Annotated in this window: 25 protein-coding genes; 13 read left to right on the top strand and 12 right to left on the bottom strand. The window is 61.1% G+C overall.

The window, feature by feature from the left end:
• Positions 1-123: 123 nt before the first annotated feature.
• On the top strand, positions 124-1041 hold the full coding sequence (locus ACB034_RS11075; protein ID WP_371172836.1) for a hypothetical protein: 918 nt from the start codon (positions 124-126) through the stop codon (positions 1039-1041).
• A gap of 44 nt (positions 1042-1085) precedes the next feature.
• Here the strand turns inward: ACB034_RS11075 and parC are convergent, their stop codons facing one another.
• The 9 genes from parC to nudF all read right to left on the bottom strand — a co-directional run bounded on the left by parC (position 1086) and on the right by nudF (position 9165).
• Entirely contained in the window at positions 1086-3377 is a 2292-nt protein-coding gene (parC, locus tag ACB034_RS11080; RefSeq protein ID WP_371172837.1) for a DNA topoisomerase IV subunit A, read from the bottom strand.
• A gap of 63 nt (positions 3378-3440) precedes the next feature.
• Complete coding sequence (locus tag ACB034_RS11085; RefSeq protein ID WP_371172838.1) at positions 3441-3752, bottom strand: antibiotic biosynthesis monooxygenase; 312 nt, start codon at positions 3750-3752, stop codon at positions 3441-3443.
• A 20-nt stretch (positions 3753-3772) separates the two neighbouring features.
• Positions 3773-5659: a DNA topoisomerase IV subunit B gene (gene parE / locus ACB034_RS11090; protein WP_042025890.1), complete on the bottom strand. Its 1887-nt coding sequence runs from the start codon at positions 5657-5659 to the stop codon at positions 3773-3775.
• Between the two features lie 34 nt (positions 5660-5693).
• On the bottom strand, positions 5694-5876 hold the full coding sequence (locus ACB034_RS11095) for a hypothetical protein (protein WP_371172839.1): 183 nt from the start codon (positions 5874-5876) through the stop codon (positions 5694-5696).
• Between the two features lie 36 nt (positions 5877-5912).
• A complete protein-coding gene (locus tag ACB034_RS11100; protein ID WP_201941704.1) occupies positions 5913-6536 on the bottom strand; it encodes an NUDIX hydrolase in 624 nt (207 codons plus the stop codon).
• Between the two features lie 2 nt (positions 6537-6538).
• Positions 6539-7126 carry a YqiA/YcfP family alpha/beta fold hydrolase gene (locus ACB034_RS11105; protein ID WP_371172840.1) on the bottom strand — a complete coding sequence of 196 codons (588 nt, stop codon included), beginning with the start codon at positions 7124-7126 and terminating at the stop codon, positions 6539-6541.
• A 10-nt stretch (positions 7127-7136) separates the two neighbouring features.
• Positions 7137-7955, bottom strand: coding sequence for a 3',5'-cyclic-AMP phosphodiesterase (gene cpdA, locus ACB034_RS11110; RefSeq protein WP_201941705.1), 819 nt, complete (start codon positions 7953-7955; stop codon positions 7137-7139).
• A 22-nt stretch (positions 7956-7977) separates the two neighbouring features.
• Positions 7978-8427 (bottom strand): DUF1249 domain-containing protein, encoded by a 450-nt coding sequence (locus ACB034_RS11115; RefSeq protein ID WP_371172841.1) that lies wholly within the window; start codon positions 8425-8427, stop codon positions 7978-7980.
• Positions 8428-8523: 96 nt separating this feature from the next.
• A complete protein-coding gene (nudF, locus tag ACB034_RS11120; protein WP_026456747.1) occupies positions 8524-9165 on the bottom strand; it encodes an ADP-ribose diphosphatase in 642 nt (213 codons plus the stop codon).
• A 309-nt stretch (positions 9166-9474) separates the two neighbouring features.
• On the opposite strand from nudF, the gene tolC reads away from it, so the two are divergent.
• Positions 9475-10797, top strand: coding sequence for an outer membrane channel protein TolC (tolC, locus tag ACB034_RS11125; RefSeq protein ID WP_026456748.1), 1323 nt, complete (start codon positions 9475-9477; stop codon positions 10795-10797).
• Positions 10798-10898: 101 nt separating this feature from the next.
• Here the strand turns inward: tolC and hldE are convergent, their stop codons facing one another.
• Positions 10899-12326: a bifunctional D-glycero-beta-D-manno-heptose-7-phosphate kinase/D-glycero-beta-D-manno-heptose 1-phosphate adenylyltransferase HldE gene (hldE, locus tag ACB034_RS11130; RefSeq protein ID WP_042025895.1), complete on the bottom strand. Its 1428-nt coding sequence runs from the start codon at positions 12324-12326 to the stop codon at positions 10899-10901.
• A gap of 204 nt (positions 12327-12530) precedes the next feature.
• Between hldE and lpxL the strand changes: the two genes are divergently transcribed.
• The 7 genes from lpxL (at position 12531) to ACB034_RS11165 (ending at position 20697) form a co-directional block, all read left to right on the top strand.
• Positions 12531-13454, top strand: coding sequence for an LpxL/LpxP family Kdo(2)-lipid IV(A) lauroyl/palmitoleoyl acyltransferase (lpxL, locus tag ACB034_RS11135; RefSeq protein ID WP_371172842.1), 924 nt, complete (start codon positions 12531-12533; stop codon positions 13452-13454).
• A gap of 642 nt (positions 13455-14096) precedes the next feature.
• The gene (locus tag ACB034_RS11140) at positions 14097-16025 is read left to right on the top strand and encodes a PTS mannitol transporter subunit IICBA (protein ID WP_371172843.1); all 1929 of its coding nucleotides are present in this window, start codon (positions 14097-14099) and stop codon (positions 16023-16025) included.
• Between the two features lie 37 nt (positions 16026-16062).
• Positions 16063-17211, top strand: a complete 1149-nt coding sequence (locus ACB034_RS11145; RefSeq protein WP_042025898.1) for a mannitol-1-phosphate 5-dehydrogenase — start codon at positions 16063-16065, stop codon at positions 17209-17211.
• 116 nt (positions 17212-17327) lie between these two features.
• Positions 17328-17849 carry an MltR family transcriptional regulator gene (locus tag ACB034_RS11150; protein WP_042072650.1) on the top strand — a complete coding sequence of 174 codons (522 nt, stop codon included), beginning with the start codon at positions 17328-17330 and terminating at the stop codon, positions 17847-17849.
• 171 nt (positions 17850-18020) lie between these two features.
• The gene (locus ACB034_RS11155) at positions 18021-19808 is read left to right on the top strand and encodes a sodium:proton antiporter (protein ID WP_354688487.1); all 1788 of its coding nucleotides are present in this window, start codon (positions 18021-18023) and stop codon (positions 19806-19808) included.
• Entirely contained in the window at positions 19805-20383 is a 579-nt protein-coding gene (locus tag ACB034_RS11160) for a DNA-J related domain-containing protein (RefSeq protein WP_371172844.1), read from the top strand. Before ACB034_RS11155 ends, ACB034_RS11160 begins: the two co-directional genes overlap by 4 nt.
• A gap of 65 nt (positions 20384-20448) precedes the next feature.
• A complete protein-coding gene (locus ACB034_RS11165; RefSeq protein WP_042025902.1) occupies positions 20449-20697 on the top strand; it encodes a hypothetical protein in 249 nt (82 codons plus the stop codon).
• A 40-nt stretch (positions 20698-20737) separates the two neighbouring features.
• Here the strand turns inward: ACB034_RS11165 and ACB034_RS11170 are convergent, their stop codons facing one another.
• Both ACB034_RS11170 and zntB read right to left on the bottom strand, forming a co-directional pair.
• Entirely contained in the window at positions 20738-21256 is a 519-nt protein-coding gene (locus tag ACB034_RS11170; protein ID WP_026457682.1) for a mechanosensitive ion channel domain-containing protein, read from the bottom strand.
• Between the two features lie 9 nt (positions 21257-21265).
• Entirely contained in the window at positions 21266-22231 is a 966-nt protein-coding gene (gene zntB, locus ACB034_RS11175) for a zinc transporter ZntB (protein WP_371172845.1), read from the bottom strand.
• Positions 22232-22349: 118 nt separating this feature from the next.
• Between zntB and ACB034_RS11180 the strand changes: the two genes are divergently transcribed.
• From ACB034_RS11180 to ACB034_RS11195, 4 genes are all read left to right on the top strand, one after another.
• Positions 22350-22802 carry a YaiI/YqxD family protein gene (locus tag ACB034_RS11180; RefSeq protein WP_026458268.1) on the top strand — a complete coding sequence of 151 codons (453 nt, stop codon included), beginning with the start codon at positions 22350-22352 and terminating at the stop codon, positions 22800-22802.
• A gap of 120 nt (positions 22803-22922) precedes the next feature.
• Positions 22923-23192: a PepSY domain-containing protein gene (locus ACB034_RS11185; RefSeq protein ID WP_042025904.1), complete on the top strand. Its 270-nt coding sequence runs from the start codon at positions 22923-22925 to the stop codon at positions 23190-23192.
• 46 nt (positions 23193-23238) lie between these two features.
• Positions 23239-23799, top strand: coding sequence for a cytochrome b/b6 domain-containing protein (locus ACB034_RS11190; protein WP_371172846.1), 561 nt, complete (start codon positions 23239-23241; stop codon positions 23797-23799).
• Positions 23800-23887: 88 nt separating this feature from the next.
• Positions 23888-24388 carry a metal-dependent hydrolase gene (locus tag ACB034_RS11195; RefSeq protein WP_201979788.1) on the top strand — a complete coding sequence of 167 codons (501 nt, stop codon included), beginning with the start codon at positions 23888-23890 and terminating at the stop codon, positions 24386-24388.
• Positions 24389-24399 lie beyond the last annotated feature (11 nt).

The following is a 24399-nucleotide window of genomic DNA, read 5'->3' on the forward strand; positions in this document are numbered from 1 at the left end:
ACGCTTCGCTAATCAAACCTACAGCCCTGCAATCCAGCCTCTCACGGTTTCAGGCAAGACCCATACAGAGGTACACTATGGCGAGAATCGCACTCACCATCTTGATAACTCTTGGAAACAAGCATGAAACAGCACTGGATAATCATTTTTCAAGGATTCTCGTTTGCATTTCTTTTTGGGTTAATAATTGGAATGCTTATTTTCATAACACCATCAGAGCTATGTAATTGGTGGAAAGGAATTGATTGGCATGGACAAGGAGTTGCCAACGCTGGTGCATGGGTATCTGGATTAGCAACCATCCCCGCAGCCATATTCACTGGTTATTCTGCTTTTGCTGCATCTAGAGCGGCAAAAGCAGCTGAGGCATCCGCATCACAGTGGCGTGACCAAACCACATATGACAATTTAATAGATAAAGCTATACATACAAAAATTCATATAAAATGGATTAAATCGCATCTGAAGAATGCTTTCGGCAGAGATTCACGCTCTCGATTTTTATGCTTACAACGCAAATCTACAAAAGAGTTTTTCGATGATCTCTTCGAAGCCCTTCATAATGGGTGGGATGATGATTATGCAGAGATGTTTATGAACATGGATCTTCAGCTACAAAAAGTAGATGGTAGAGCTGAAGATTTCTTTATTACATTGGATTACACTATCGAACTAAGTAAATCAATAACCGCATGTAGCAATGAGGATTACTTATTGGTAAAAGAACGTTCTGAACATATAGTGTCCGCACTTCCCTTTGTAAGAAAAATTCTTCTAAAAATAAAAAATGCAGATTCTGATGATTTTTTAAATGATTCAAAAGAGAACATATTAATTAATATTGACTCCATATTTCTCACTAAGAATTCATCTCAGCATTACATAAGAGAAATAATCAACGACATTTGGTTAATCAACAAATACATAGACTACTTGATAAACAATAATAATTTTGACGCTTGGCTGTCACATAAAAAAGCATACCAGAAAGAGCGTGAGTCCATTATTATTGAATCAAATAAAATATGGGCTAACACATAATTCCTATCAAATAAGAAGGGCGCTTTTGCGCCCTTCTATATTAATTACCCTTCCTGATTTTCCCCGGCTACCGGCTCGGCGCCGGCGACGGGTTCAATCTCGATGCGATCGACACGCTGCAAACCGCGGGGCAGCTTGGCGCCGCGGCGACCGCGCTCGCCACGGTAGTAGTCGAGATCGGAGGGTTTGAGGGTCAGCTTGCGCTTGCCGGCAAACAGGGTGACCGATTGGCCCTGGGGGATGACGGCGGCCATCACCACAAACTCCTCCCGCGCCTTCACGCGGGCCGAGGGGATGCTGATCAGCTTGTTGCCCTTACCCTTGCCGAGCACCGGCAATGTGCTCAGCGGGAACAGCAGCATGCGCCCCTCGTTGGAGATGGCCATGCAGAGATCGGTGTCCGGCGCGCCTATCTTCTGGGGCGCCATGACCAGGCCCCCTTCCGGTACGGTCAGCAGCGCCTTGCCGTTCTTGTTCTTGCCAATCAGGTCGTCATATTTGCAGACGAAGCCGTAACCTGCATCGCTCGCGATCAGATACGGTTCGCCCTCGTTGCCCATCACCAGATGGCGTACCTCTTCGCCGGCCCCCAGCGCAAAGCGGCCGGTGAGCGGCTCGCCCTGGCTGCGGGCGGATGGCAGAGTGTGGGCCTCGAGGGAATAGGTACGTCCCAGGGTGGAGAGGAACACCGCCTGCTGGTTACTGCGACCGCAGGCGTGGGTGAGATAGCTATCCCCCGCCTTGTAGGAGAGCCCCTCGGCATCCACATCGTGGCCCTTGGCGGCGCGCACCCAGCCTTTGTCGGAGAGGATCACTGTGACCGGTTCGCTCGGAGTAAGCTCCTTCTCGGTCAGGGCCACGGCGGTGGCGCGCTCCACCAGCGGGGTGCGGCGATCGTCGCCGTACTTCTCGGCGTCCGCCAGGATCTCTTTCTTGAGCAGGGTGCTGAGACGGCGCTCGGAACCCAGGATGAGTTCCAGCTTGTCGCGCTCTTCCGCCAGCTCATTCTGTTCGGCACGCAGCTTGAACTCTTCGAGCTTGGCCAGGTGGCGCAGTTTCAGCTCGAGGATCGCCTCGGCCTGGGTCTCGCTGATGTTGAAGCGCTCCATCATCACCCGGCCCGGCTCCTCCTCGGTGCGGATGATCTCGATCACCTCGTCGATATTGAGGTAGGCGATGAGCAAGCCTTCGAGGATGTGCAGGCGAGCCAGCACCTTGTCGAGGCGATACTGCAGGCGGCGGCGCACCGTCTCGCGGCGGAAGCTCAGCCACTCGGTGAGGATAGTCTTGAGGTCTTTGACCTGGGGACGGTTGTCCAGACCCAGGATGTTGAGGTTGACCCGGTAGTTCTTCTCCAGATCCGTGGTGGCGAACAGGTGGGCCATCAGCCCCTCCACGTCCACCCGGTTGGAGCGCGGCACGATCACCAGACGGGTCGGGTTCTCATGGTCCGACTCATCCCGCAGGTCGGTGACCATCGGCAGCTTCTTGGCCACCATCTGGGCGGCGATCTGCTCCATGATCTTGGCGCCGGAGGCCTGATGGGGCAGCGCCGTGATGACGATGTCGCCATCCTCCTCGCTCCACACCGCCCGCTGCTTGATGGAGCCCTTGCCGGTCTCGTAGATTTTGCGGATGTCGTCGCGGGGAGTGATGATCTCGGCGTTGGTCGGGTAATCCGGCCCCTGGATGTGCGCCATCAAGGCATCCAGCCCGGCAGTGGGGTTGTCCAGGAGCTCGACGCAGGCGTGGGCCACTTCGCGGGCGTTGTGGGGCGGGATGTCGGTCGCCATGCCCACCGCGATGCCGGTCACCCCGTTGAGCAGGATGTGCGGCAGGCGAGCTGGCAGCACCACGGGTTCTTTCATGGTGCCGTCGAAGTTCGGCGTCCACTCCACCGTGCCCTGCCCCAGCTCGGAGAGCAGCAGCTCGGAGAAGCGCGACAGGCGCGCCTCGGTATAACGCATGGCGGCGAAGGATTTGGGATCGTCCGGCGCCCCCCAGTTGCCCTGACCATCCACCAGCGGGTAGCGGTAGGAGAAAGGCTGGGCCATCAGCACCATGGCTTCGTAACAGGCGCTGTCGCCGTGGGGATGGTACTTACCGAGTACGTCACCCACGGTACGGGCCGACTTCTTGTGCTTGGAGAGGGCGGAGAGCCCCAGCTCGCTCATGGCGTAGATGATGCGCCGCTGCACGGGCTTGAGGCCGTCGCCGATATGGGGCAGGGCCCTGTCCATGATGACGTACATGGAGTAGTTCAGGTAAGCCTGCTCGGTAAAGGCGCGCATGGGCTGGCGCTCTACCCCGTCCAGACTGAGCTCTAGATCACTCATGTGGTGCTTCTCTTGGTTATTTGGGTCGCGGCCGTGGCCGCCAAAATCGTGGGCAAGGGCGCGTTACAGACCGTAATCGCGCTCCACCCTTGCAATGCGTGTCTTGAAGGTGCGATACCACTGCTCGCGGCCGAGGCGCTGGGCCTCCTGGTGCTCGAGATCGCCCTTCCAGTGACGGATCGACTCGAGATCGCGCCAGTAGGAGACAGTGATGCCCACCCCGTCACGGGCCGACTCCACACCGAGAAAACCCGGCTGGGTGCGGGCCAGTGCCAGCATGCGTTCGGCCATGGCGGCGTAGCCCTCATCCACATCGGTGCGCTGCGAGGTGAAGATCACCGCGTAGTAAGGGGGTTCCGGGGTATTGGCTATCATCAGTGCTCCTTGTCCGGCTCTCACACTTCGGCGAGGTTGCCCTTCTCTTCCAGCCATTCGCGGCGATCACTGGCGCGCTTCTTGGCCAGCAGCATGTCCATCAGCTGCAGCGTCTCTTCCCCTTCGTCCATGGTGAGCTGCACCAGGCGACGGGTGTTGGGATCCATGGTGGTTTCCCGCAGCTGCTTGGGGTTCATCTCGCCCAGGCCCTTGAATCGGGTCACCATCACCTTGCCCTTCTTCTTCTCGGCCTCGACCCGCTGCAACACGCCGTTCTTCTCGTCCTCGTCGAGGGCGTAGAACACCTCCTTGCCGATATCGATACGATACAGGGGCGGCATGGCCACATAGACGTGGCCCTGTTCCACCAGGGCGCGGAAGTGCTTCACAAACAGGGCGCAGAGCAGGGTGGCGATGTGCAGACCGTCCGAGTCCGCATCCGCCAGGATGCACACCTTGCCATAACGCAGGCCACTGAGATCGTTGGAGTCGGGATCGAGCCCGATGGCCACCGAGATGTCGTGCACTTCTTGCGAGGCGAGCACCTGACCGGCCTCCACCTCCCAGGTGTTCAGGATCTTGCCGCGCAGGGGCATGATGGCCTGGAACTCGCGATCCCGCGCCTGCTTGGCGCTGCCCCCCGCAGAGTCACCCTCCACCAGGAACAGCTCACCCTGCATGGGGTCGGCGCAGCCACAATCGGTCAGCTTGCCGGGCAGCGCCGGGCCCTGGGTAATCTTCTTGCGTACCACCGTCTTGGCGGCGCGCATCCGGCGCTGGGCGCTGGAGATGCAGAGCTCGGCCAGCTGTTCCGCCAGCTCGGTGTTGCTGTTCAAGTAAAGGCTGAAGGCATCCTTCACCACGCCGGAGACGAACGCCGAGCTCTGGCGCGACGACAGCCGCTCCTTGGTCTGACCGGCAAACTGCGGATCCTGCATCTTGATGGAGAGGATGTAGGCGCAGCGATCCCAGATGTCTTCCGGGGTCAGCTTGACCCCGCGCGGCAACAGGTTGCGGAACTCGCAAAACTCGCGCATGGCGTCGAGCAGGCCCTGACGCAGGCCGTTGACGTGGGTACCGCCCTGGGCGGTGGGGATCAGGTTCACATAGGATTCGGCGAGGCATTCGCCCCCTTCCGGCAACCAGCACAGGGCCCAGTCCACCGCCGACTGATCGGTGCTGAAGGTGCCGACGAAGGGCTGCTCCGGCAGGCAGGTGAACTGCTTGACCGCGTCGATCAAATAATCCTTGAGGCCGTCTTCGTAGCACCACTCAAGCTTGATGCCGGTGTTCTTGTCGAGGAACTTGATGGTGAGGCCAGGGCAGAGCACGGCCTTGGCCTTGAGCAGGTGTTCGAGCTTGGAAACCGAGAACCTGGGGGAGTCGAAATAGCTCGCCTGCGGCCAGAAACGCACCCGGGTGCCGGTGTTGCGACGCCCGCAAGTGCCTGTGATGGTCAGTTCCTGCACCTTGTCGCCACGCTCGAAGGCGATGTCATAGACCTGGCCGTCGCGGCGCACCGTCACCTCGACCCGATCGGACAGCGCGTTCACGACCGAGATCCCCACCCCGTGCAGACCGCCGGAGAACTGGTAGTTCTTGTTGGAGAACTTGCCCCCCGCGTGCAGCTTGCAGAGGATCAGCTCCACCCCGCACACCCCTTCCTCCGGGTGGATGTCGACCGGCATGCCGCGGCCATCGTCGATCACCTCGAGGGACTGATCCTCGTGGAGGATCACCTCCAGATTGCGGGCATGCCCCGCCAGCGCCTCGTCGACGCTGTTGTCGATGACCTCCTGGCCGAGATGATTGGGCCGGGTGGTGTCGGTATACATGCCGGGGCGACGACGCACCGGTTCAAGGCCATTGAGGACCTCAATGGCATCCGCATTGTATTGAGTAGACATGGAGGGCCTTGCGAATTGACGTTTGGAGGGAATCTTAACTGCTAGGCGGGATCAGGACAAACGCCCCGCACAGAAAGCTTGATCTGAATAGGCGCGCGGCCCGCTTTTGACTCATTGGCGGGGCATCACCATGCCGTACGGCAAGCTGAGTTCCAGCACCAAGGCCCCGCGCCTTGTGCTTAGCCTGAATGGGAGTATTGCCGATACGCTTGATCATCTTGCCTCCTTGCCGCCAGTCTACGTGCCGAGTGAATCAATCGAACAGGGTATCGCCCCGCCCCTCTTGCACATGCCGGTGCAGGGTATGCAGCTGGGATTCCACCACCCGGTGGCGGGAGAGTGGGGGCAGTGCCTCGATGGGAAAATAAGCTGCCCCCCGGGTTTCATCGGTTTCGGTGAGCAGCTGGCCGCCGGTCACCTCGCACAGGAAGAAAGCCTTGTGAGCGTGGGGCAGCTGGGGCGGATGGGGGTGTTTGAGCTTGTCGAACAGGGCCAGCAGTTGCACCGCCCGGCACTCGAGGCCGGTCTCTTCCACCACTTCCCGCACCACGGCAGCTGCCGGCGAGTCGCCGATATCGCACCAGCCACCCGGCAGGGTCCAGCCGCCGTCGCTGCGCTCCTGCACCAGCAGGATCCGTCTTGCCTCATCCACGATGAAAGCACGCACATCCAGCTTGGGGGTGGGATAGCCAGTGTCGAGGGCGATCCAGTCGCCGATGGCCTCGGGGGCCAGCTCGCTCTGGCTGGCGATAAGGGCTGCCGTGGCCGCTCTCAGCGCCTCGAAGCGGCCGATATCGAAAGGGTCTTTGGAGTAGGTGAGCCCCGCCTGCGCCGTGGCCAGTACCTGTTCCAGAAAGGCGGCCAGCGGCGGTGGCATGATCAGAGCCCGAGGAAGCGGACGATTTGGGCGGGGTAGCGCTCGAACGCCACGAAGGCGTGGTTGCCGCCGCACTCCAGCGACAGACGAGCGAAGCGGTACTCCTCCAGTGCCTTGCGATAGTCCAGCACCTCATCTTCCTGCTGTTGCAGCACCCAGAGCCGCCCGGGGGCGGTCACCGGCACCGCCAGCGCTCTCAGTTCGTCCATGTGCGCCGGCAACAGCTCGTAGCGCTCGTTGGTATAAGGATTGGTTTGGGGGCCAAGATAGTCGCAGAGCAGCTCATGGGGACGCACCGCCGGATTGATCAGGGCCGCGCGGCAACCATACAACTCACTGACTCTGGTCGCCATAAAGCCGCCGAGAGAGCTGCCCACGGCGCCGAGCCGCAGCGCAACGCCATGGCGAGCCACAAGATCCGCGATGGTCTGCTCGATGGCCGCCCAGGCCGCCGCCGGAGTATTGGGCTGGGCCGGGATCACCACCTCGATATCGGGCCTGTGTTCTGCCACCCAGGCCGCCATCTGCTGGGCCTTGGCGGAACCCGGTGAGGAGTTGAAACCGTGCAGGTAGAGGAGGACGGGCTTCATGCAGTGCTCCTCAGTAACCGGTGGCATTGGGGTCGGGCACGAACTGGCCGACCGGCAGACGCCACACCTGGCTGGCGATGCGGCCATCCGGGTAGAGGGTGAGGTAGCGCCAGCCCGGGCCGGACTCGTCCAGCGCGAAACCATCGGAGAGCGGCTTGAACTGGATGCAGGTGGAGGGACTGGAAATCAGCCGCACCCCGCGATGCACCTCGTCAAACTCCTGATGGACGTGGCCAAACAGTATGGTCTTCTGCTGCGGGTGACGGGCAAGTACGGCAAACAGGTCGTCGGCGTTTTTGAGGTTATGCTGATCCAGCCAGGCGCAGCCCACCGGCACCGCCTGATGGTGCAGGGCGATGAGGGCGTGACGATCCGGATATTGGCGCAGGGCGTTGTCGAGAGCCTCCAGCTGGTGATCCCCGATCATGCCGTGGGGTTTGCCGCGCACCTGGGTGTCGAGCAGGATCACCTGCCAGTGTTCCCCCACCAGCTGCTTGGCCTCGCTGATCCCGGCGGCATGCAGGTGCTCCGTCATCAGGGGGCTGTCGTCATGGTTGCCGGGCAGCCAGTAGATGGGGCGGGAGAGCGGCGCCATCATGGTGGCGAAGCGCTGGTAGGACTCCGGACTGTGGTCCTGCGACAGATCGCCGGTGGCCAGGATCAGGTCGTAAGGGTGGGCGTTGGCCTGCACCTGCTCCAGCACGGCGGCCAGGCTCTCTGCGGTGCGCACAGCCAGCAGCCGACCCTCGGCGCTGGCGAAAAGATGGGTATCGGTAATTTGCAGCAGGTGCACACTGCCGTCCTGCGCCTGAGGTAGCTCTGTTTCCAAAATCACGCTTCTTTATATTTGTTCAACTGGAGATATTGATCGGACTGGTACCATGTCTGAGACAAAATTTCAGCCATTCGGCCAGAAACAGATTTACCTGCTCCTTTTCATCCCGCTGGTGCATCTTTTTATTGGGATAATCATAACGTGGTTGCAAACGAGAAATCTGTTGCGTTGCACACACTTCCGCCATTCGCACATCATGATACAAACGAATCTCTATTTGCGCCTGCAGATATTCGGGCAATTCGGGGTTGTGCTGGCTCAGCAACACCTCGCAGGTGAAGCGACTCTCGCCACAGACGGTGAGCTGGAACTGCAGATCGTTGCCGACCCGGTAGCGCCGCTCGGCCCCTACCTCTCCACCCGGGGGCAACAGCTTCATCAGCGCCATGTAGTTGACCTCGCAGGTGCGCTGCAAGGACATCAAATCAGGTACATAGCGTTTGAACGGGCTCTGGACTAACGACATGTTGCAGCTCCATCAATCCAATCCCACGGGTAGTTGAACTCGCAGGCGAGCAGATCTGGCATGTGAATGCTGGCCTGAAGCCGGGTCATCGCCATCTCAGCGATCCGCCAACCAGCGGGCGCGCAGCTCGCCATGATTGAGAGCCAGCCACTGCAGGGCGATGACGGAGGCGGCGTTGTCGATGCGCCCCTCCTTGAGCCAGGCATAGGCCTGCTCGCGGCTCACCACGTGCACCCGGATATCTTCCCCCTCTTCCGCCAGACCGTGCAGTCCCTCGGCCTTGCTGGCATCCACCTCGCCCACATAGACCTCGATCCGCTCCGTGCTGCCACCCGGACTCACCAGATAGCTGATGGCGTGCTCGCAGCGACCCACCTCGATGCCTGCCTCTTCCACCGCTTCGCGACGTACCACGGCCTCGGCAGTCTCCCCTTCATCTATGATGCCGGCCACCAGCTCCAGCAGCCAGGGGGTGCGACTGGTTTCCATGGCGCCGATGCGGAACTGCTCCACCAGCACAATCTGGTCGCGTACCGGATCATAAGGGAGCAGCGCGGCGGCGTGGCCCCGCTCGAACAGCTCGCGGACTATGGGTTGATTCCAGCCACCAGCAAATAACCTGTGCTGCAAACGATAAACGTTCACCTTGAAGAAGCCGTTATAACCCGATGATTTTGAAATTATTTTTACGTCTTCGGCGGCATAGTGCCGATCCTGCGGCAGGGGATGCTGTGACATTCGAGGCTCCCGTCAGCTTGACTTGAATCTGTTTGACCATAAAATCCGAGGAACATGAATGAACATTCATTCACTCTCTGCACCAAGGTCAATGAGGGGTGGATTTTAGCAGCCACAGACCATTTGGCTAGGCACAGGGGGGAGAAAATAGCGTTCGGTTCTTGACGTTCCCGTCACTGGACCGGAGACTCTTGGCATTAAATTTTGCTAACTAGTAGAGTGATTAAGCTGCAATCAAGCTTGGTCGGTGACAATATTTGCCCTCTTCCAGCAACCATTTTGGGTTACTACATAAGGTTAAAACGATCTATGAAAAGAACACTCTTGTCCGTCATGGTGTTGCTGGGCGTCAGTGCCGGTGCCCATGCCGAGAACCTGCTCGACATCTACCAACAGGCCCAGCTCAAAGACCCGCAGTTGCTGCAATCCAAGGCAGTACGCGACCAAGCCTTCGAGAAGATCAATGAATCCCGCGCAGCCCTGTTGCCCCAGATCAATCTGGGCGCTGGTCTGAACTACCTGCAGAACAAGAACGATACCCAGACCGGTACCACCGCCAGCGGCTCCCTCTCTCTGGATCAGTCCATCTATCGTCGCAGCAACTGGGTCAACCTGGATCTGACCGAAAAGAGTGCCACCCAGTCTGACGTCGCCTACAACCTTGAAATCCAGAACCTGATGCTGCGTACCGCCCAGGCCTATTTCAACGTACTCAAGGCGATGGACACCCTGGAGTTCGTGCGTGCCAACAAGGTGGCCGTAGAGCGTCAGCTGGAGCAAACCCAGCAGCGTTTCGAGGTGGGTCTGACCGCCATCACCGACGTGCATGAAGCCGAAGCCTCCCGTGACCAGGCGCTGGCGGACGAGATCAGCGCCGAGAACGAGCTGGACAACAGCTACGAGACCCTGCGCGAGCTGACCGGTATCGACCATCGTTCGCTGGATGTGCTCAACACCGAACGCTTCAGCCCGCAGAAGACCGCTTTTGGCTCCGACAAGTGGCTGGAGCTGGCGCTGGACAAGAACCTGCAACTGCACAGTGCCCGCATCGCGAAAGACATCGCCAAGGAACAGATCGATCTGGCCAAGACCGGCCACGAACCGACTCTGGATCTGGGTGCCGGTCTCTCCGCCAGCAACACCGACTACAAGGATGAAGTGATCAACCCCGAGAGCAATGGCAACCAGGCCAATGTCGGGCTGACCTTCAAGCTGCCCATCTACAGCGGCGGCGCCACCAGCTCCCAGGTCAAACAGGCACAGTTCAACTATGTGGCCGCAAGCGAGTTGCTGGAGAAGAACTTCCGCTCGGTGCAGAGCACTGTGCGCTCTTCCTACAACAACGTGAACGCCAGCATCGGCTCGGTACGTGCCTACAGCCAGTCCGTCATCTCCGCCGACAGCGCCCTGAAGGCGACCGAAGCCGGTTATGAGGTCGGTACCCGTACCATCGTCGACGTGCTGGACTCCACCCGCAAGCTGTACGACGCCAAGCAGAAACTTTCTGCCGCCCGTTACAACTACATCCTCAACATCCTGAGCCTGAAACAGGCGGCCGGCATCCTGGAAGAGCAGGATCTGGTGGAAGTGAACCAGGGACTGATGCCCGCCAGCGCCAAACCCAAGGCCTGATAGCATGACCCGGATATGAAAAAGGCGACCACAAGGTCGCCTTTTTGCTGCCCGTTGCCAGGTCAGGAAGCCGGGCCAGCCTTAGCGGGCCCCGCTCGACCTTAACCGCGTTCGCGGATGGTCTTGATGATGTCGGTAGTGGAGCAGCCGTCTTCGAAGTTGAGAACACGCACTTCGCCACCGTTGGCAGTCACCTCGGCGTAACCGGCGATCTCTTCCGGCTTGTAGTCGCCACCCTTGACCAGCAGGTCTGGCAGGATCTCGGCGATCAGACGCTGCGGCGTGTCTTCACCAAACGGCACCACCCAGTCCACGGCACCCAGCGCAGCCAGCACCGCCATGCGACGCTCGGTGGGGTTGACCGGACGACCCGGTCCCTTGAGGCGGCGCACCGACTCGTCGGTGTTGACCGCCACGATCAGGCGATCCCCCAGCTTGCCGGCATTGGCCAGATAGGAGACATGACCGGCATGCAGGATGTCGAAGCAGCCATTGGTCATCACCACCTTCTCGCCGCGCAGGCGGGCGGCGCGCACGGCCACCTTCAGCTGGGCCTCGGACATGACGCCGAAGCCGGTTTCCTGCTCGGTGTAGAGCGCGTTGGCGAGCTCCACCGGGCTGACGGTGGAGGTACCCAGTTTGCCGACCACGATGCCGGCAGCCGTGTTGGCCAGGGCACAGGCTTCATCCAGGCTCTTGCCTGCCGCCAGTGAGGTAGCCAGGGTGGAGATCACGGTATCGCCGGCACCGGTGACGTCATAGACCTCGTGAGCCTGGGCCGGCAGGTGCAGCTCGGGCTGCCCTTCGCGGATCAGGGTCATGCCGTTTTCGGAACGGGTCACCAGCAGGGCATCCAGCTCGAAACGCTTGACCAGTTCCAGGCCTTTGGCGACCAGCTCGTCTTCACTCTTCACCTTACCTACCACGGCCTCGAACTCGGACATGTTGGGGGTCAGCAGGGTGGCACCACGATACTTCTCGAAGTCGGTTCCCTTGGGATCGACCAGCACCGGGATACCGGCGGCGCGGGCACGCTTGATCATGCCGGGCACGTCGTTGAGGGCACCCTTGCCGTAGTCGGAGAGGATCATCACGTCGGAGTTCGGCAGCGCCTGCTCCACCTTGCCCATCAGCAGGGACGCATCGACCGCATGGAAGCCCTCTTCAAAGTCGAGGCGCAGCAACTGCTGGTTGCGCGACAGCACCCGCAGCTTGGTGATGGTCGGATAGTCGGCCAGACGCACGAAGTCACAGGCGACCTTGACGCCGGCCATCTGGCCAGCCAGGGCATCGGCCGCCTCATCCTGACCGGTCAGGCCCAGCAGCACAGCCTGGGCACCCAGCGCGGCGGAGTTGAGGGCCACGTTGGCAGCGCCGCCAGGGCGCTCCTCGATGTGCTCAACCTTGACCACGGGCACCGGTGCCTCGGGCGAGATCCGGCCGGTGGGGCCATGCCAATAGCGGTCAAGCATGACATCGCCAACGACCAGAATGCGGGCTTTTTCAAACTCGGGCAGGGTGATCTTCATCTGTATAGACTCTCAAAACCTGAAAAATCAGCCGCCGATTTTATCACACTCTTTTAGCCGGTGTAGAAAAAGCCGAACGCGGTTGCCAACCCTTGTCACGTAAAGCGGACGCAACGACCCCTCTGACCAGCGCACGGCCATTCGCCCACTCGCCCCCTTTTCGGATAGAATCTCCCGATTGTGTTTGCGAACAAGAGATTAGCCATGGCACACGACAACGCTCCCCGCCTTGAGCCCCGCCTGTTTCATCCCCGTTACTGGGCCAGCTGGTTCGGCCTCTCCCTGCTTTGGCTGCTGACACTGCTGCCGTGGCGCAGCCAGATGTGGCTGGGGCGCCACCTCGGTCGTCTCGCCGCCAAGGTGCTCAAATCGCGGGTCAGAATTGCCCGCCGCAATCTGGAGCTGGCAATGCCCGAGCTGACCAAGGATCAGCGGGAGAAGCTGCTTGTGCAGAATTTCGAGAGCGTCGGCTGCGCCATCTTCGAAGTGGGCATCGCCTGGTTCTGGCCGGACTGGCGGATGCGCAATCTGATGAAGGTAGAAGGAGAAGAGCACGTCATCGCCGCCGTGGAACAGGGCCAGGGCATGCTGTTGCTCTCCTGTCATTTCCTGACTCTGGAGCTCAATGCCCGCTGCTTCGGTCTGGTACGTCCCGGGGTCGGCGTCTATCGCCCCAACACCAACCCGGTGCTGGAATATGCCCAGTACCATGGCCGCTGTGCCTCCAACAAATACCTGGTGGATCGCACCGACGTGAAGGGGATGATCAAGGCGCTGCGCAACGGCGATGCGCTCTGGTACGCGCCGGATCACGACTACGGTGCTCATGCCAGCGTGTTCGTACCCTACTTCGCGGTGGAGCAGGCCGCCACCATCACAGGCACCGCCACCCTGGCGCGGGTGAAGACCACCGTCACCCTGCCCTGCTACAACATCCGCACCAAAGAGGGCTACACCCTGCACATAGGGGCACCGCTGGCCGATTACCCCACTGGCGATGACCTGGCCGATGCCGCCCGTGCCAACAGGGAAATAGAAGCCGCCGTTCGGCAGGCGCCGGAGCAATACATGTGGCTGCACCGCCGCTTCAAGACCCGCCCCTCCCCCGAGGACGCCGGCTTCTACTAACGCCCCCTGTGATAAAAAGCCCATAAAAAAACCGCCTGCTGGCGGTTTTTTTATGGGCCTTCCACGAACCTCGATGCTCTCTCTCATCGCCCTCATCAAACGGCCTTTGGCAAGAGAAATCGACGCTCACATAAATCCCTTTCTCCCCTCTGCAAGTAACACCTGATGCTAAACGAACGAGACCTAGTTACTTAGGGCAAAAACTGAAAGTGAGTTACAAATTTATTGATTCATTGGTGAGCAGGATTTGATCGCCAGAAATCGATTGCTACCACCCCGAATAGTTGCACTCGCCAGCAAGCCTCGTTTGGATGCAAAAATTAAATTTGTGATACAGATCATCTATTTCAGTATCTTGCGCAAACGATAAATGGTGATATCGATCACAAAAAATGGGAGTAAAAAACAGGAAATGTCGAAATGTAGCCGAATTACATAAATTTAATGTGATCGGCGTCACTATGAATAGATGTGCCACCCCGGGGTATGTGAGATGTAGATCACAAGACACCCCGTTTTCAGCCTAATTTGATCGCAAGCTGGTAGATTGAAGTTGCTTAGACGACTAGGGATGGGGGTTCGGCAAAACCCGTCATCCCGACTACTACTTTCAATCAAACAGGCTTAAAACGGGGTGCCGTCATGTTATCACCGGATACCAAAGTCAAGATACAGAATTTTGGACGCTTCCTGTCCAATATGGTCATGCCCAACATAGGCGCCTTCATCGCCTGGGGGTTCATTACCGCCCTCTTCATCCCCACCGGCTGGCTGCCGAGCGAAACCTTGGCCAAGCTGGTCGGTCCCATGATCACCTACCTGCTGCCGCTGCTGATTGGCTACACCGGCGGCAAGCTGATGGGTGGTGAGCGGGGCGGCGTGGTGGGCGCCATCACCACCATGGGGGTCATCGTCGGTACCGACATCCCCATGTTCATGGGTGCCATGATGGTTGGCCCCCTCGGCGGCTGGGCCATCAAGCGCTTCGACAAGGCGATGGACGGACGCGTCAAGAGCGGTTTCGAGATGCTGGTCAACAACTTCTCCGCCGGTCTCATCGGCATGTTGCTGGCCATCCTCGCCTTCTTCGTGATCGGTCCCTTCGTCAAGGTGCTCTCCGGCATGCTGGCGGGCGGTGTCGGCTTCCTGGTTGACAACAACCTGCTGCCCCTCACTTCCATCTTCGTCGAACCGGCCAAGATCCTGTTCCTCAACAACGCCATCAACCACGGCATCTTCTCGCCGCTGGGGATCCAGCAGGCCACCGAGCAGGGTCGCTCCATCTTCTTCCTGATCGAAGCGAATCCGGGCCCTGGCATGGGCGTGCTGCTGGCCTACATGGTGTTCGGTCGCGGCGCCGCCAAGCAATCTGCCGCCGGCGCCTCCATCATCCACTTCTTCGGTGGCATCCACGAGATCTACTTCCCGTACGTACTGATGAATCCGCGCCTCATTCTGGCCGTCATCGCCGGTGGCATGACAGGGGTCTTCACCCTGACCCTGTTCAACGCGGGTCTGGTCTCCCCGGCGTCTCCGGGCTCCATCTTCGCCGTGCTGCTGATGACACCCAAGGCTTCCCTGGTGGGCGTGCTGCTCTCCATCGCCGCCGCTACTACCGTCTCCTTCCTGGTCGCCGCCGTCTTTGTCCGTGCCCAGCAGCCGGAAGCCGACGAGGCCGATGCGCTGGATGAAGCCACTCGCAAGATGAAAGCCATGAAAGGCGGCAAACCGGAAAGCGCCCCCGCCAAGAAGAGCAATGGCGAACTGATGGCGGTACGCAATATCGTGGTTGCCTGCGATGCGGGCATGGGCTCCAGCGCCATGGGTGCCGGCATGCTGCGCAAGCGGGTGCAGGCCGCCGGTCTCGATATCAGCGTGACCAACCGCGCCATCGATCAGCTCGATGATCAGGTGGACTGGGTCATCACCCACAAGGATTTGACCGAGCGGGCCCGCCGCCATGCGCCGAATGCTCACCACATCTCGCTCACCAACTTCCTCGACAACGCGCTCTATCAGGAGCTGGTACAAAGCCTGACCCAGGCCCGCGCCGCCAACGACGACGTGGCCAACCCCAAGCTGCTGGTGGCTGCCAACGATGACAACTATGAGCAGCAGGAGCCGGAAGTCTTCACCCTGAGCCTGCAGGACGTGCATCTGGGCCTCAAGGCCGACAACAAGGAAGAGGCCATCCTGGCGGCCGGCAGGCTGCTGGCGGAGCGGGGCTATGTGGCACCGGACTACGTCAACGCCATGCTGGAGCGCGAGCAGCTGGTCTCCACCTATCTCGGCGAGTCCATCGCCGTGCCCCACGGCACCATCGCCGCCAAGGAGCACGTCAAGCGTACCGGCATCGTCATCTGTCAGTATCCGGCCGGCGTTCCGTTCGGTGAGGCGGCGGACGAGGTGGCACGCCTGGTGATCGGCATCGCCGCCCGCAACGACGAACACATTCAGGTGATAACCCGCCTGACCAATGCACTGGATGAACCCGGTCTCATCGACCAGTTGGCCAGCACCACGGATCCCCAGGAGTTCCTGGATCTGCTGGGTGCCGAACAGGCCGCCTAATCATCCTTCATCGTCTTTGGTTATAGAGGTTAACATCATGAAAACTTTACATTTTGGTGCAGGCAATATCGGTCGTGGCTTCATCGGCAAACTGCTGGCGGATGCCAGCCACCAGGTCACCTTCGCCGACGTCAACGAGACCCTGATCGACCAGCTCAACCACCGTCAGGAGTACAGGGTCCACGTGGTGGGGGCAGACCAGAAGCTGGACGTGGTGCGCAACGTCGCCGCCGTCAGCTCCGCCGGTCATGAGGTGATCGCCCGTCTCATCACCGCCGATCTGGTGACCACGGCGGTCGGCCCCAACATTCTGGACAAGATTGCCAGCACCCTGGCCAAGGGGCTACAGGCACGCTTCGATGCCGGTAACCTGACTCCGCTCAACATCATCGCCTGTGAAAACATGGTGCGCGGCACCAGCCACCTCAAGCAGGAGGTACTCAAGTATCTGCCTGTCGCGTATCATGCCACCCTCGAATCCTGCGTCGGTTTCGTCGACTCGGCGGTGGATCGCATAGTCCCGCCCACGGCCGCGGCCAACGACGATCCACTGGAGGTAACGGTGGAGAGCTTCAGCGAGTGGATCGTCGACCAGACCCAGTTCAAGGGCGAGCTGCCCCAGGTAGCAGGCATGGAGCCCACCGACAACCTGATGGCCTTCGTCGAGCGCAAGCTGTTCACCCTCAACACCGGCCACATCGTCACCGCCTACCTCGGCAAACTCAGGGGCTATCGCACCGTACGCGAGGCGATCGAGGATCCGGTGATCCGCAGCAAGGTGCGCCGCGCCATGGAGGAGAGCGGTGCCGTGCTGGTGAAACGCTACGGCTTCGACCCACGTCTGCACGCCGCCTATATCGAAAAGATCCTGGCCCGTTTTGCCAACCCCTATCTGGTGGACGAGATCGACCGGGTTGGCCGTCAGCCGCTGCGCAAGCTGGCGGCAGGGGACAGGCTGGTGAAGCCACTGCTCGGCACCCTGGAGTACGGCCTGCCCAATGATCACCTGCAGGAGGGGATCGCCGCGGCGCTGCACTATCGCAACGCCGATGATCCCCAGGCGGTGGAATTGCAGACCCTGCTGGCGGATCTGGGCCCGGCCAGGGCACTGGCCCGGGTGACCGGGCTGGAGGCCGACAGTGAGATAGTGGGCACCATCGTCGCCCGTTACGAGAGCATGAAGTGATCGGAGGGGCGCTTGCTGTGATCACAAGCCATTGAAGGATCGGCCAATACGCCCCATATGACAGCAACCGGGAGAGAGGCCTTCTCTCTCCCAAGTCAGCAGGACCCAATGAAGTTATGACCACACACCAGGAAGATGAAGTACTGGAACGACTAAACGAGCAGGATGGCCCCCGAGGCTTCTTTCTCGAAGCCGTCACCATCCTGGAAGAAGCGGTCGACTCCCTGATGCGACAAGCCTTTCGTCAGGAGGAGTACGCCGTCAAATACGCCATCGAACCCTTGCTCAACCAGAGCGGCCCCCTCGGTCAGCTGGAGGTACGGCTCAAGCTCATCTTCGCCCTCGGCCTCATCTCCCTCGAACGTTATCAAGATCTTGAAGCCTATCTGAAGTTCCGCGATTTTCTGGTGCGCGACCCCAAGGACTACCGATTCTGCGACAAACCGGTTCGTGATCTGCTCGAGCGCCTGCACGGCATCAACTCCGGCAGCATGCTCTCCCAGGAGCCCCCCGCCGACGAAGCGGATTGGCCCTTCTACCAGATGCAACTCAACCGACTCGATCAGATGGTGCGCTCCGCACTGGTGCTGGCGATCGCAGACTGCGTCAACGATCTCCACAAGGAAAGCCCCATCTAATCAGGCCCTGCGGCCCGAGCCAGGCGACAAGGAGTCGCCCTCCCTTTTTCCGGCACCTTCCATTGCCGTTTTCTCCCTGTCATCGTCGCTGTTCCTCACTCTACGGGGTGTCAATCCGACCATGAACCCCACTACACTAGCTCCAGGTCCATCTCCTGAATCGAGGTCTTCATGATCGCTCTCTCCCTGGCTGGCATCGCTCTGGTCTCCGTGCTGGCCCAATGGCTTGCCTGGTCGCTGCGGGTGCCTGCCATCCTGTTTTTGCTGCTCACCGGCCTCACGCTGGGGCCGGTCAGCGGCCTGCTCGACCCGGATGCCCTGCTCGGGGATCTGCTATTCCCGCTGGTATCGCTGTCGGTCGCCATCATCTTGTTCGAGGGGGCGTTGACCCTGCACCTGAAGGAGCTCAAGGGGATCGGCAAGGTGGTACGCAACCTCTGCTCCACCGGCATGCTGGTGAGCTTCGCCGTCATCGGCAGCGCCGGTTACTTCCTGCTGGGACTGGACTGGCGGGTCGCCATGGTGCTCGGCGCCGTGCTGGTGGTGACGGGGCCGACCGTGATCGCCCCCATGCTCAACGTGATCCGTCCCACCCGGGAGGTGGACCGCATCCTGCGCTGGGAGGGGATCGTCATCGACCCCATCGGCGCCCTGTTTGCGGTGCTGGTGTTCGAGGCGGTGCGCCTCGGCAGCCAGGGGGATCTGGTCAGCCACACCCTGCTGGCCCTGGCCAAGACGGTGGGCATCGGCACCCTGACCGGGGTGGCGGCAGGCTGGTTCACCACCCTGCTCATGCGCAAGGACTGGCTGCCGGTCACCTTGCACAAGTTCGGTGTGCTGGCGCTGGTGCTGATCACCTTCACCTTCTCCGACTGGCTCAGCCACGAATCCGGCCTGCTGGCGGTGACCGTGTTCGGCATCTGGCTCGCCAATCAGGAGGGGCTGGATCTGGAGGAGGTGCTGGCCTTCAAGGAGGACCTCGCCGTCATTCTCATCTCCAGCCTGTTCATCCTGCTGGCGGCCCGCCTCGATCTGGCCCAGCTCTGGCAGCTCGGCCCCATGGTACTGGCGCTGCTGTGCGTGGTGCAATTCATCGCCCGCCCACTCTGCATCCTGGTCTCGACCTGGGGATCGGATCTCTCCTGGCGCGCGCGGGCCCTGCTCGGCTGGATCGCACCGCGCGGCATAGTGGCGGCGGCGGTCAGCGCCTCCTTTGCCATCAGCCTGCATGAAGCAGGTATCCCGGATGCGGACAAGCTGGTGCCCCTGGTGTTTGCGGTGATCATCTCCACCGTGGTGCTGCAGAGCCTCACCTCGGCACCGCTGGCGGAGCTGCTCCAGATGCGCCAAAGCGCCCCCAACACCCTGCTCATCATAGGTGCCAACTCGGTGGCGCGGGCCATCGGCAAGGCGCTGGCGGACCAGGGGGTGCCGGTTCAGCTCTGCGACCCGGCCTGGGAGTTCTGCCGCCAGGCGCGCATGAGCAACTTGCCCTGCTACTTCGGCAATCCCCAGTCGGAACATGCCGAGCTGCATCTGCCCCTCACCAGCATCAGCAACGTGCTGGCCCTCTCCCCCAACCGCCACAACAACGCCCTCGGGGTGCTGCATTTTGCCCACCTCTACGGGGAGGAGAGGGTCTACTCCCTGCGTTCCAGCGAACAGCACGGCAAGGCGAATCGGGAGAGCGCCACCTTCCGCGCCCGCCAGAACCTGTTCGGGCCAGAGGTCACCTACGCCCGCCTGAGCAGCCTGCTGAGCCGCGGCGGCCAGATCAAGGGGACCCGCCTGAGCGAGGCGTTCGACTGGGCGCAATATCAGGAGGCCAACCCGGGCGCCATCCCGCTATTCGTGCTGGATGCCAAGGGTACGCCGCAAATAGTGACGGGGCCGGTCAGCCCGGATGCCGGTGAGTTACTGATCGCCCTGCAACCGCCAAAAGAGAACCCCTTGCCGTGAGCACCGGCACGCCTCCAGGCAACCCGCTGCTCGCTCCCCTGCTGGCACTGCTGCAACAGGCGAGCGGCAGCTACAAGGTGCACGAGTTGCTGGCCGAACTGCGCCGGCAGGGGGCCATCCCCACCCTGGCCGAGGATGAGCAACTGCAGCTGTTTCGGGTCAACTTCCTCATCATGAACGCCCTCTACCAGCTACAGGAGGAGCTTTATGAGGAGGGATGGTGGCTGGTGATCAGCACCTTGGATATCCGGCTGGAGGCTCGTGCTGGCAAGTCGATGGATGAAAAGGCAATGGCGCACAACCACTCTCTTCGCGACTACTACTGCGACTGGCAGGTGTTCTGGCAGACCGACCGGGAGGAGGTAGAGGCACTGCTCAACCGCTTCTGGCGAGGCTTGGATGGCGAGGAGAACCGGCGGGAAGCGCTGGCCCTGTTCGGGCTTGCGGCCGATGCGACCCGGGAGACCATCCGCCAGCGCTGGCGGGTACTGGCACTGCGTCATCACCCGGATCGGGGCGGAGATGCAGAGGCCTTCATGCGCATCCGCTGGGCCTGGGAGTGCCTGCGAGGGTGAGCCCTTTGCGGCTCTTTGGTGCCGGACATAAACTGAAGAGGGATATTCCTCCACAGGAGCGCATCATGACCGTCAGTGAACTTCGCAAGCTCTATCAGCAACAGACCCTGCAAGAGGCCGAGATCCTGCACGACATTGCCATTCCCGGCTGGATCATCGAGTTTCGCGGCAAGGATGGCTCTCTGTTCGAGCTGACTGACACCCTGGGTTGCCCCATCAGCTTCGGCACGGTTGAACAGGCCCGCGAGCATGTCCACCTGGTGGCGGACTGCCCGGTGCAGGTAGAACACCTCTACCGCTTCTTCGAGCGCTGAGCGCCCCCAACCAGAAAAAGGCTCCCGAAGGAGCCTTTTTTCATTCCGGTTGCAGCGGTTCCGGCTCCTTGCCCTCCAGTCGCCTGACCGGTTTTTGCAGGATCAGGTTGGCGGGATAGGTGACCAGATCGCCGTTGTCATCGCGCACCCGCACATAGAAGAGACCTATCTCGGTGATGACGCCGGTGACGGAGTCATCCTTGTCGAGGATGCGGATCCGGTCGCCAATCCGGTAGGGGAAGGCGAAGAAGATGGTGATGCTGGCGGTGATGTTGGAGAGGATCGACCACTGGGCCACCATGGCCACCCCCAGCACGGCGAAGAAGGAGGAGGCCAGCACCACCAGCCGGGAGAAGTCGAGCCCCCACACCCCGGCCAGGATCAGCAGGGTGGCGCACCCTTGCAGGAAGTGGAACACATGGGCCACGTAGATGACCCGGTTCTCGCTTACCTGCTTGGTCTGGGCCAGCGCCAGCAGGCTCTTGCGAATGATCCGCCGCAGCAGGGCATGGGCCAGCAACAGCAGCAGGGTGAGGCCGATGGATTGCCACATGGTCAGGTTCATGGGTCACCACCAGCGTTTGTGCTTGAGCCAGACCGCCAACCCGACAGCCAGCGCGGTCAGGGAACCGCAGAAGATCCAGAAGGCGGTCGGGCTGTCAGCCCCCGGGATCCCCCCCAGGTTGATGCCGAACAGGCCGGTCAGGAAGCTGGCGGGCAAAAACAGCAGCGCCATCACCGACATCTGGTAGGCGCGGCGGTTGGTCGCCTCCGCCATCAGGTTGTTGATCTCGTCCGCCAGCACGGCGGTACGCGCCACCCCGGCATCCAGATCGTCGAGCCAGCGCCGCAACCGATCGGCGATGTCGAGCAGGCGGCGCCTGTCGTCCTCGTCCAGCCAGCTGATCTTCTCGTTGGCCAGCCGCGCTACCAGATCCCGCTGGGGCGAGAGGTAGCGACGGATCATGATGAGCTGCTTGCGGATCAGCGCCAGCCGGCCATTGGCGGGCAGATCCCGCGTCAACACCTGCTCCTCCAGATCGAGGATCTGGTCGTGCAACTCCTCGACAAACTCCCCAGCCCGATCGGTCAGGGCATCACACACCTCCACCAGCCAGTCGGCCGGGGTGTCGGCGCCGCCCCCCAGCTTGAGCTGGTTGAACACGTCCTGCTCCGACAGCAACGGCCGGCGCCGGCTGCTGATGATGAGATCAGGGGTGATGAAGATGCGCAGGGCCACCATCTCCTCTGGCCTGTGCTCCTTGTTGTGATTGATGCCGCGCAGGATCAGCAGCACAGTCTCCCCCATCCGCACCAGCTTGGGGCGGTTGCTCTGGCCGAGCAGGGATTCGCGCGCCGCATCGCTCAGCAGCGGGGTCTGCAACAGCCAGCGTGCCGCCTCCGGATTGCCGTAATCCAGATGCAACCAGCCGGGTTCCTCCGCCGGCACCTCGCTGCCTGCTGCAAGCGGGGTCATGCCCCCCTTGCCATCCAGGGTCAGGGCATAAATCACATCACTGGGCACCCGATCCATCTCTTCTCCTCGCTGATTCAATCGCTGGCGCCCAGCTTACACCAAAGGCTGCCCCGACTCAGCCCGCCCCTGTGATACCATGCCCGCTCGCGTTTTTTTGCCTACAGGAAACCACGCCATGCCGATCTGGGTTGATGCCGATGCCTGCCCCATTCCCATCAAGGAGATCCTCTACCGCGCCGCTCACCGCGCCCAGGTGGTGACCACCCTGGTAGCCAATCAGGGGCTGCGGGTGCCACCCTCCCCCTTTATCAAGACCCAGCAGGTGGAGAAGGGATTCGACGTGGCGGATCATGTCATCGCCCAGCAAGTCCAACCCGGCGATCTGGTGATAACGGGGGACATCCCCCTCGCCTCCTGGGTGATCGAAGCCGGCGGCGAGGCGCTCAATCCCCGCGGCGAGATCTACACCCGCGAGACCATCAAGGCGCGGCTCGGCATGCGCAACTTCATGGAGGAGCTGCGCTCGGCCGGGGTCCAGACTGGCGGCCCGGCCCCCCTCAACGCCGCCGACAAGCAGCGTTTCGCCAACGCCCTCGACAAGTGGCTGATCCGCGGCAAGCTGGGGTGACCCTGGCACTCTGCCCCGCTGCCTGCAAAAAAGCCCTCCGCCCGTTTCGCGCTTAATTCTTTCTTAAGCCTCACGAACTAGCCTTGTGGATGTTTGACTGACATCCACAAGGAGCCTGTGATGAAACTCTCCCCCCTGTTGTTGCTGATCCCCCTGTTCAGTGCCGCCGCCCTGGCCGAACCCCAGTGTACCCAGACCGACAAGGCCAGCTGGCTGAGCGAGGCCGATGCCCAGCAGCAGATCAAGGCGATGGGTTACGAGATCAAGAAGTTCAAGGTCACCGACACCAACTGCTACGAGATCTACGGTTGGGACAAGGAGAAGCGCCGTGTCGAGATCTACTTCGACCCGACCGATCTCAAGAAAGTGAAAGAAGAGATCGACAACTGACGTCCCGACGGGCCGCACCCCGCGGCCCTCTCTATGGAGCCTTGCCATGACCAACTGGACTGAAACCTGGGTCTGGGACCCCGTCATCAGGGTATTTCACTGGCTGACGGTCACCCTCTGTCTGCTTAACTTCTTCGTGCTGGAAGAGGGCAGCCGCAACCACAGATATGTCGGCTATGCCCTGGGTGCCCTGCTGCTGATCCGGCTATTGTGGGGGCTGGTCGGCTCCTACTATGCCCGCTTCGGCCAGTGGTGGCCCACCCCGGCCAGGGTGCGCGCCTATTTGCGCCAGCTGCTGCAGGGACGCCATCCCTATTACCTCGGGCACAATCCGGCCGGCGCCCTGATGATCTGGCTGCTGTTGCTGTCGCTGCTCGGCACTATCGTCACCGGCTGGCTCACTACCTGGGATGCTTTCTGGGGCGAGGATTGGCTGGAGGAGCTGCACGGCGTCATCGCCAACACCCTGATGGCGGCGGTGGGCGTCCATGCCGCCGTGGTGATCCTGACCGATCGCCTCACCCGCAGCGATCTGCTGCGGGCCATGGTGTTCGGCAAAAAACGGGTGCCCCTTCACATCAAGGTGGAAGATCCGCGCAACGAGTGACCGGGCCGGCCTGCCGGCCCCGGTTTTTTGCTGCAATCCCCGGTGACACAGGTAAGATGCGCCGCCGTTTCTCCACGCCGTGACAACCATGACCGCCCAAGGGCACCTGCTGTTTTCCGTTACCTGCACCCTGCTCGCCCACAAATTCCAGCTCACCCCGGCCCTGGCCGATGCCAGCCTGTGGCACGCCATTCCCGCGGCACTGGCCAGCGCCCTGCTGCCGGATCTCGATCACCCCAAATCTGTGCTGGGACAGCGGCTGCCGTGGATCTCGAAACCGCTATCCCGGCTGTTCGGTCATCGCGGCTTCACCCACAGTCTGCTGGCGGTGGCTGTGGCCATCTGGGGGCTGAACCAGAGCCTTCCCCCCGATACCCTGCCGGTTGGTGTCAAGGATGCCCTGATCGTCGGCTATCTCAGCCATCTGCTGGGGGACTGGCTCACTCCGGCCGGTATTCCGCTGCTGTGGCCCGGCAAGCGGCGCTACCGGTTGCCGGGCTGGCCCCTTAAAAGTGGCGGCGCCCTCGAGACCGGTTTTTGCACCCTCACCCTGCTGGTGGCGGGTTGGTGGTGCGGCTGGCGCCTATGAAAAAGCCCCCG

This window comes from Aeromonas sp. S18(2024), from assembly GCF_041402525.1.
Taxonomy (GTDB): domain Bacteria; phylum Pseudomonadota; class Gammaproteobacteria; order Enterobacterales; family Aeromonadaceae; genus Aeromonas; species Aeromonas enteropelogenes.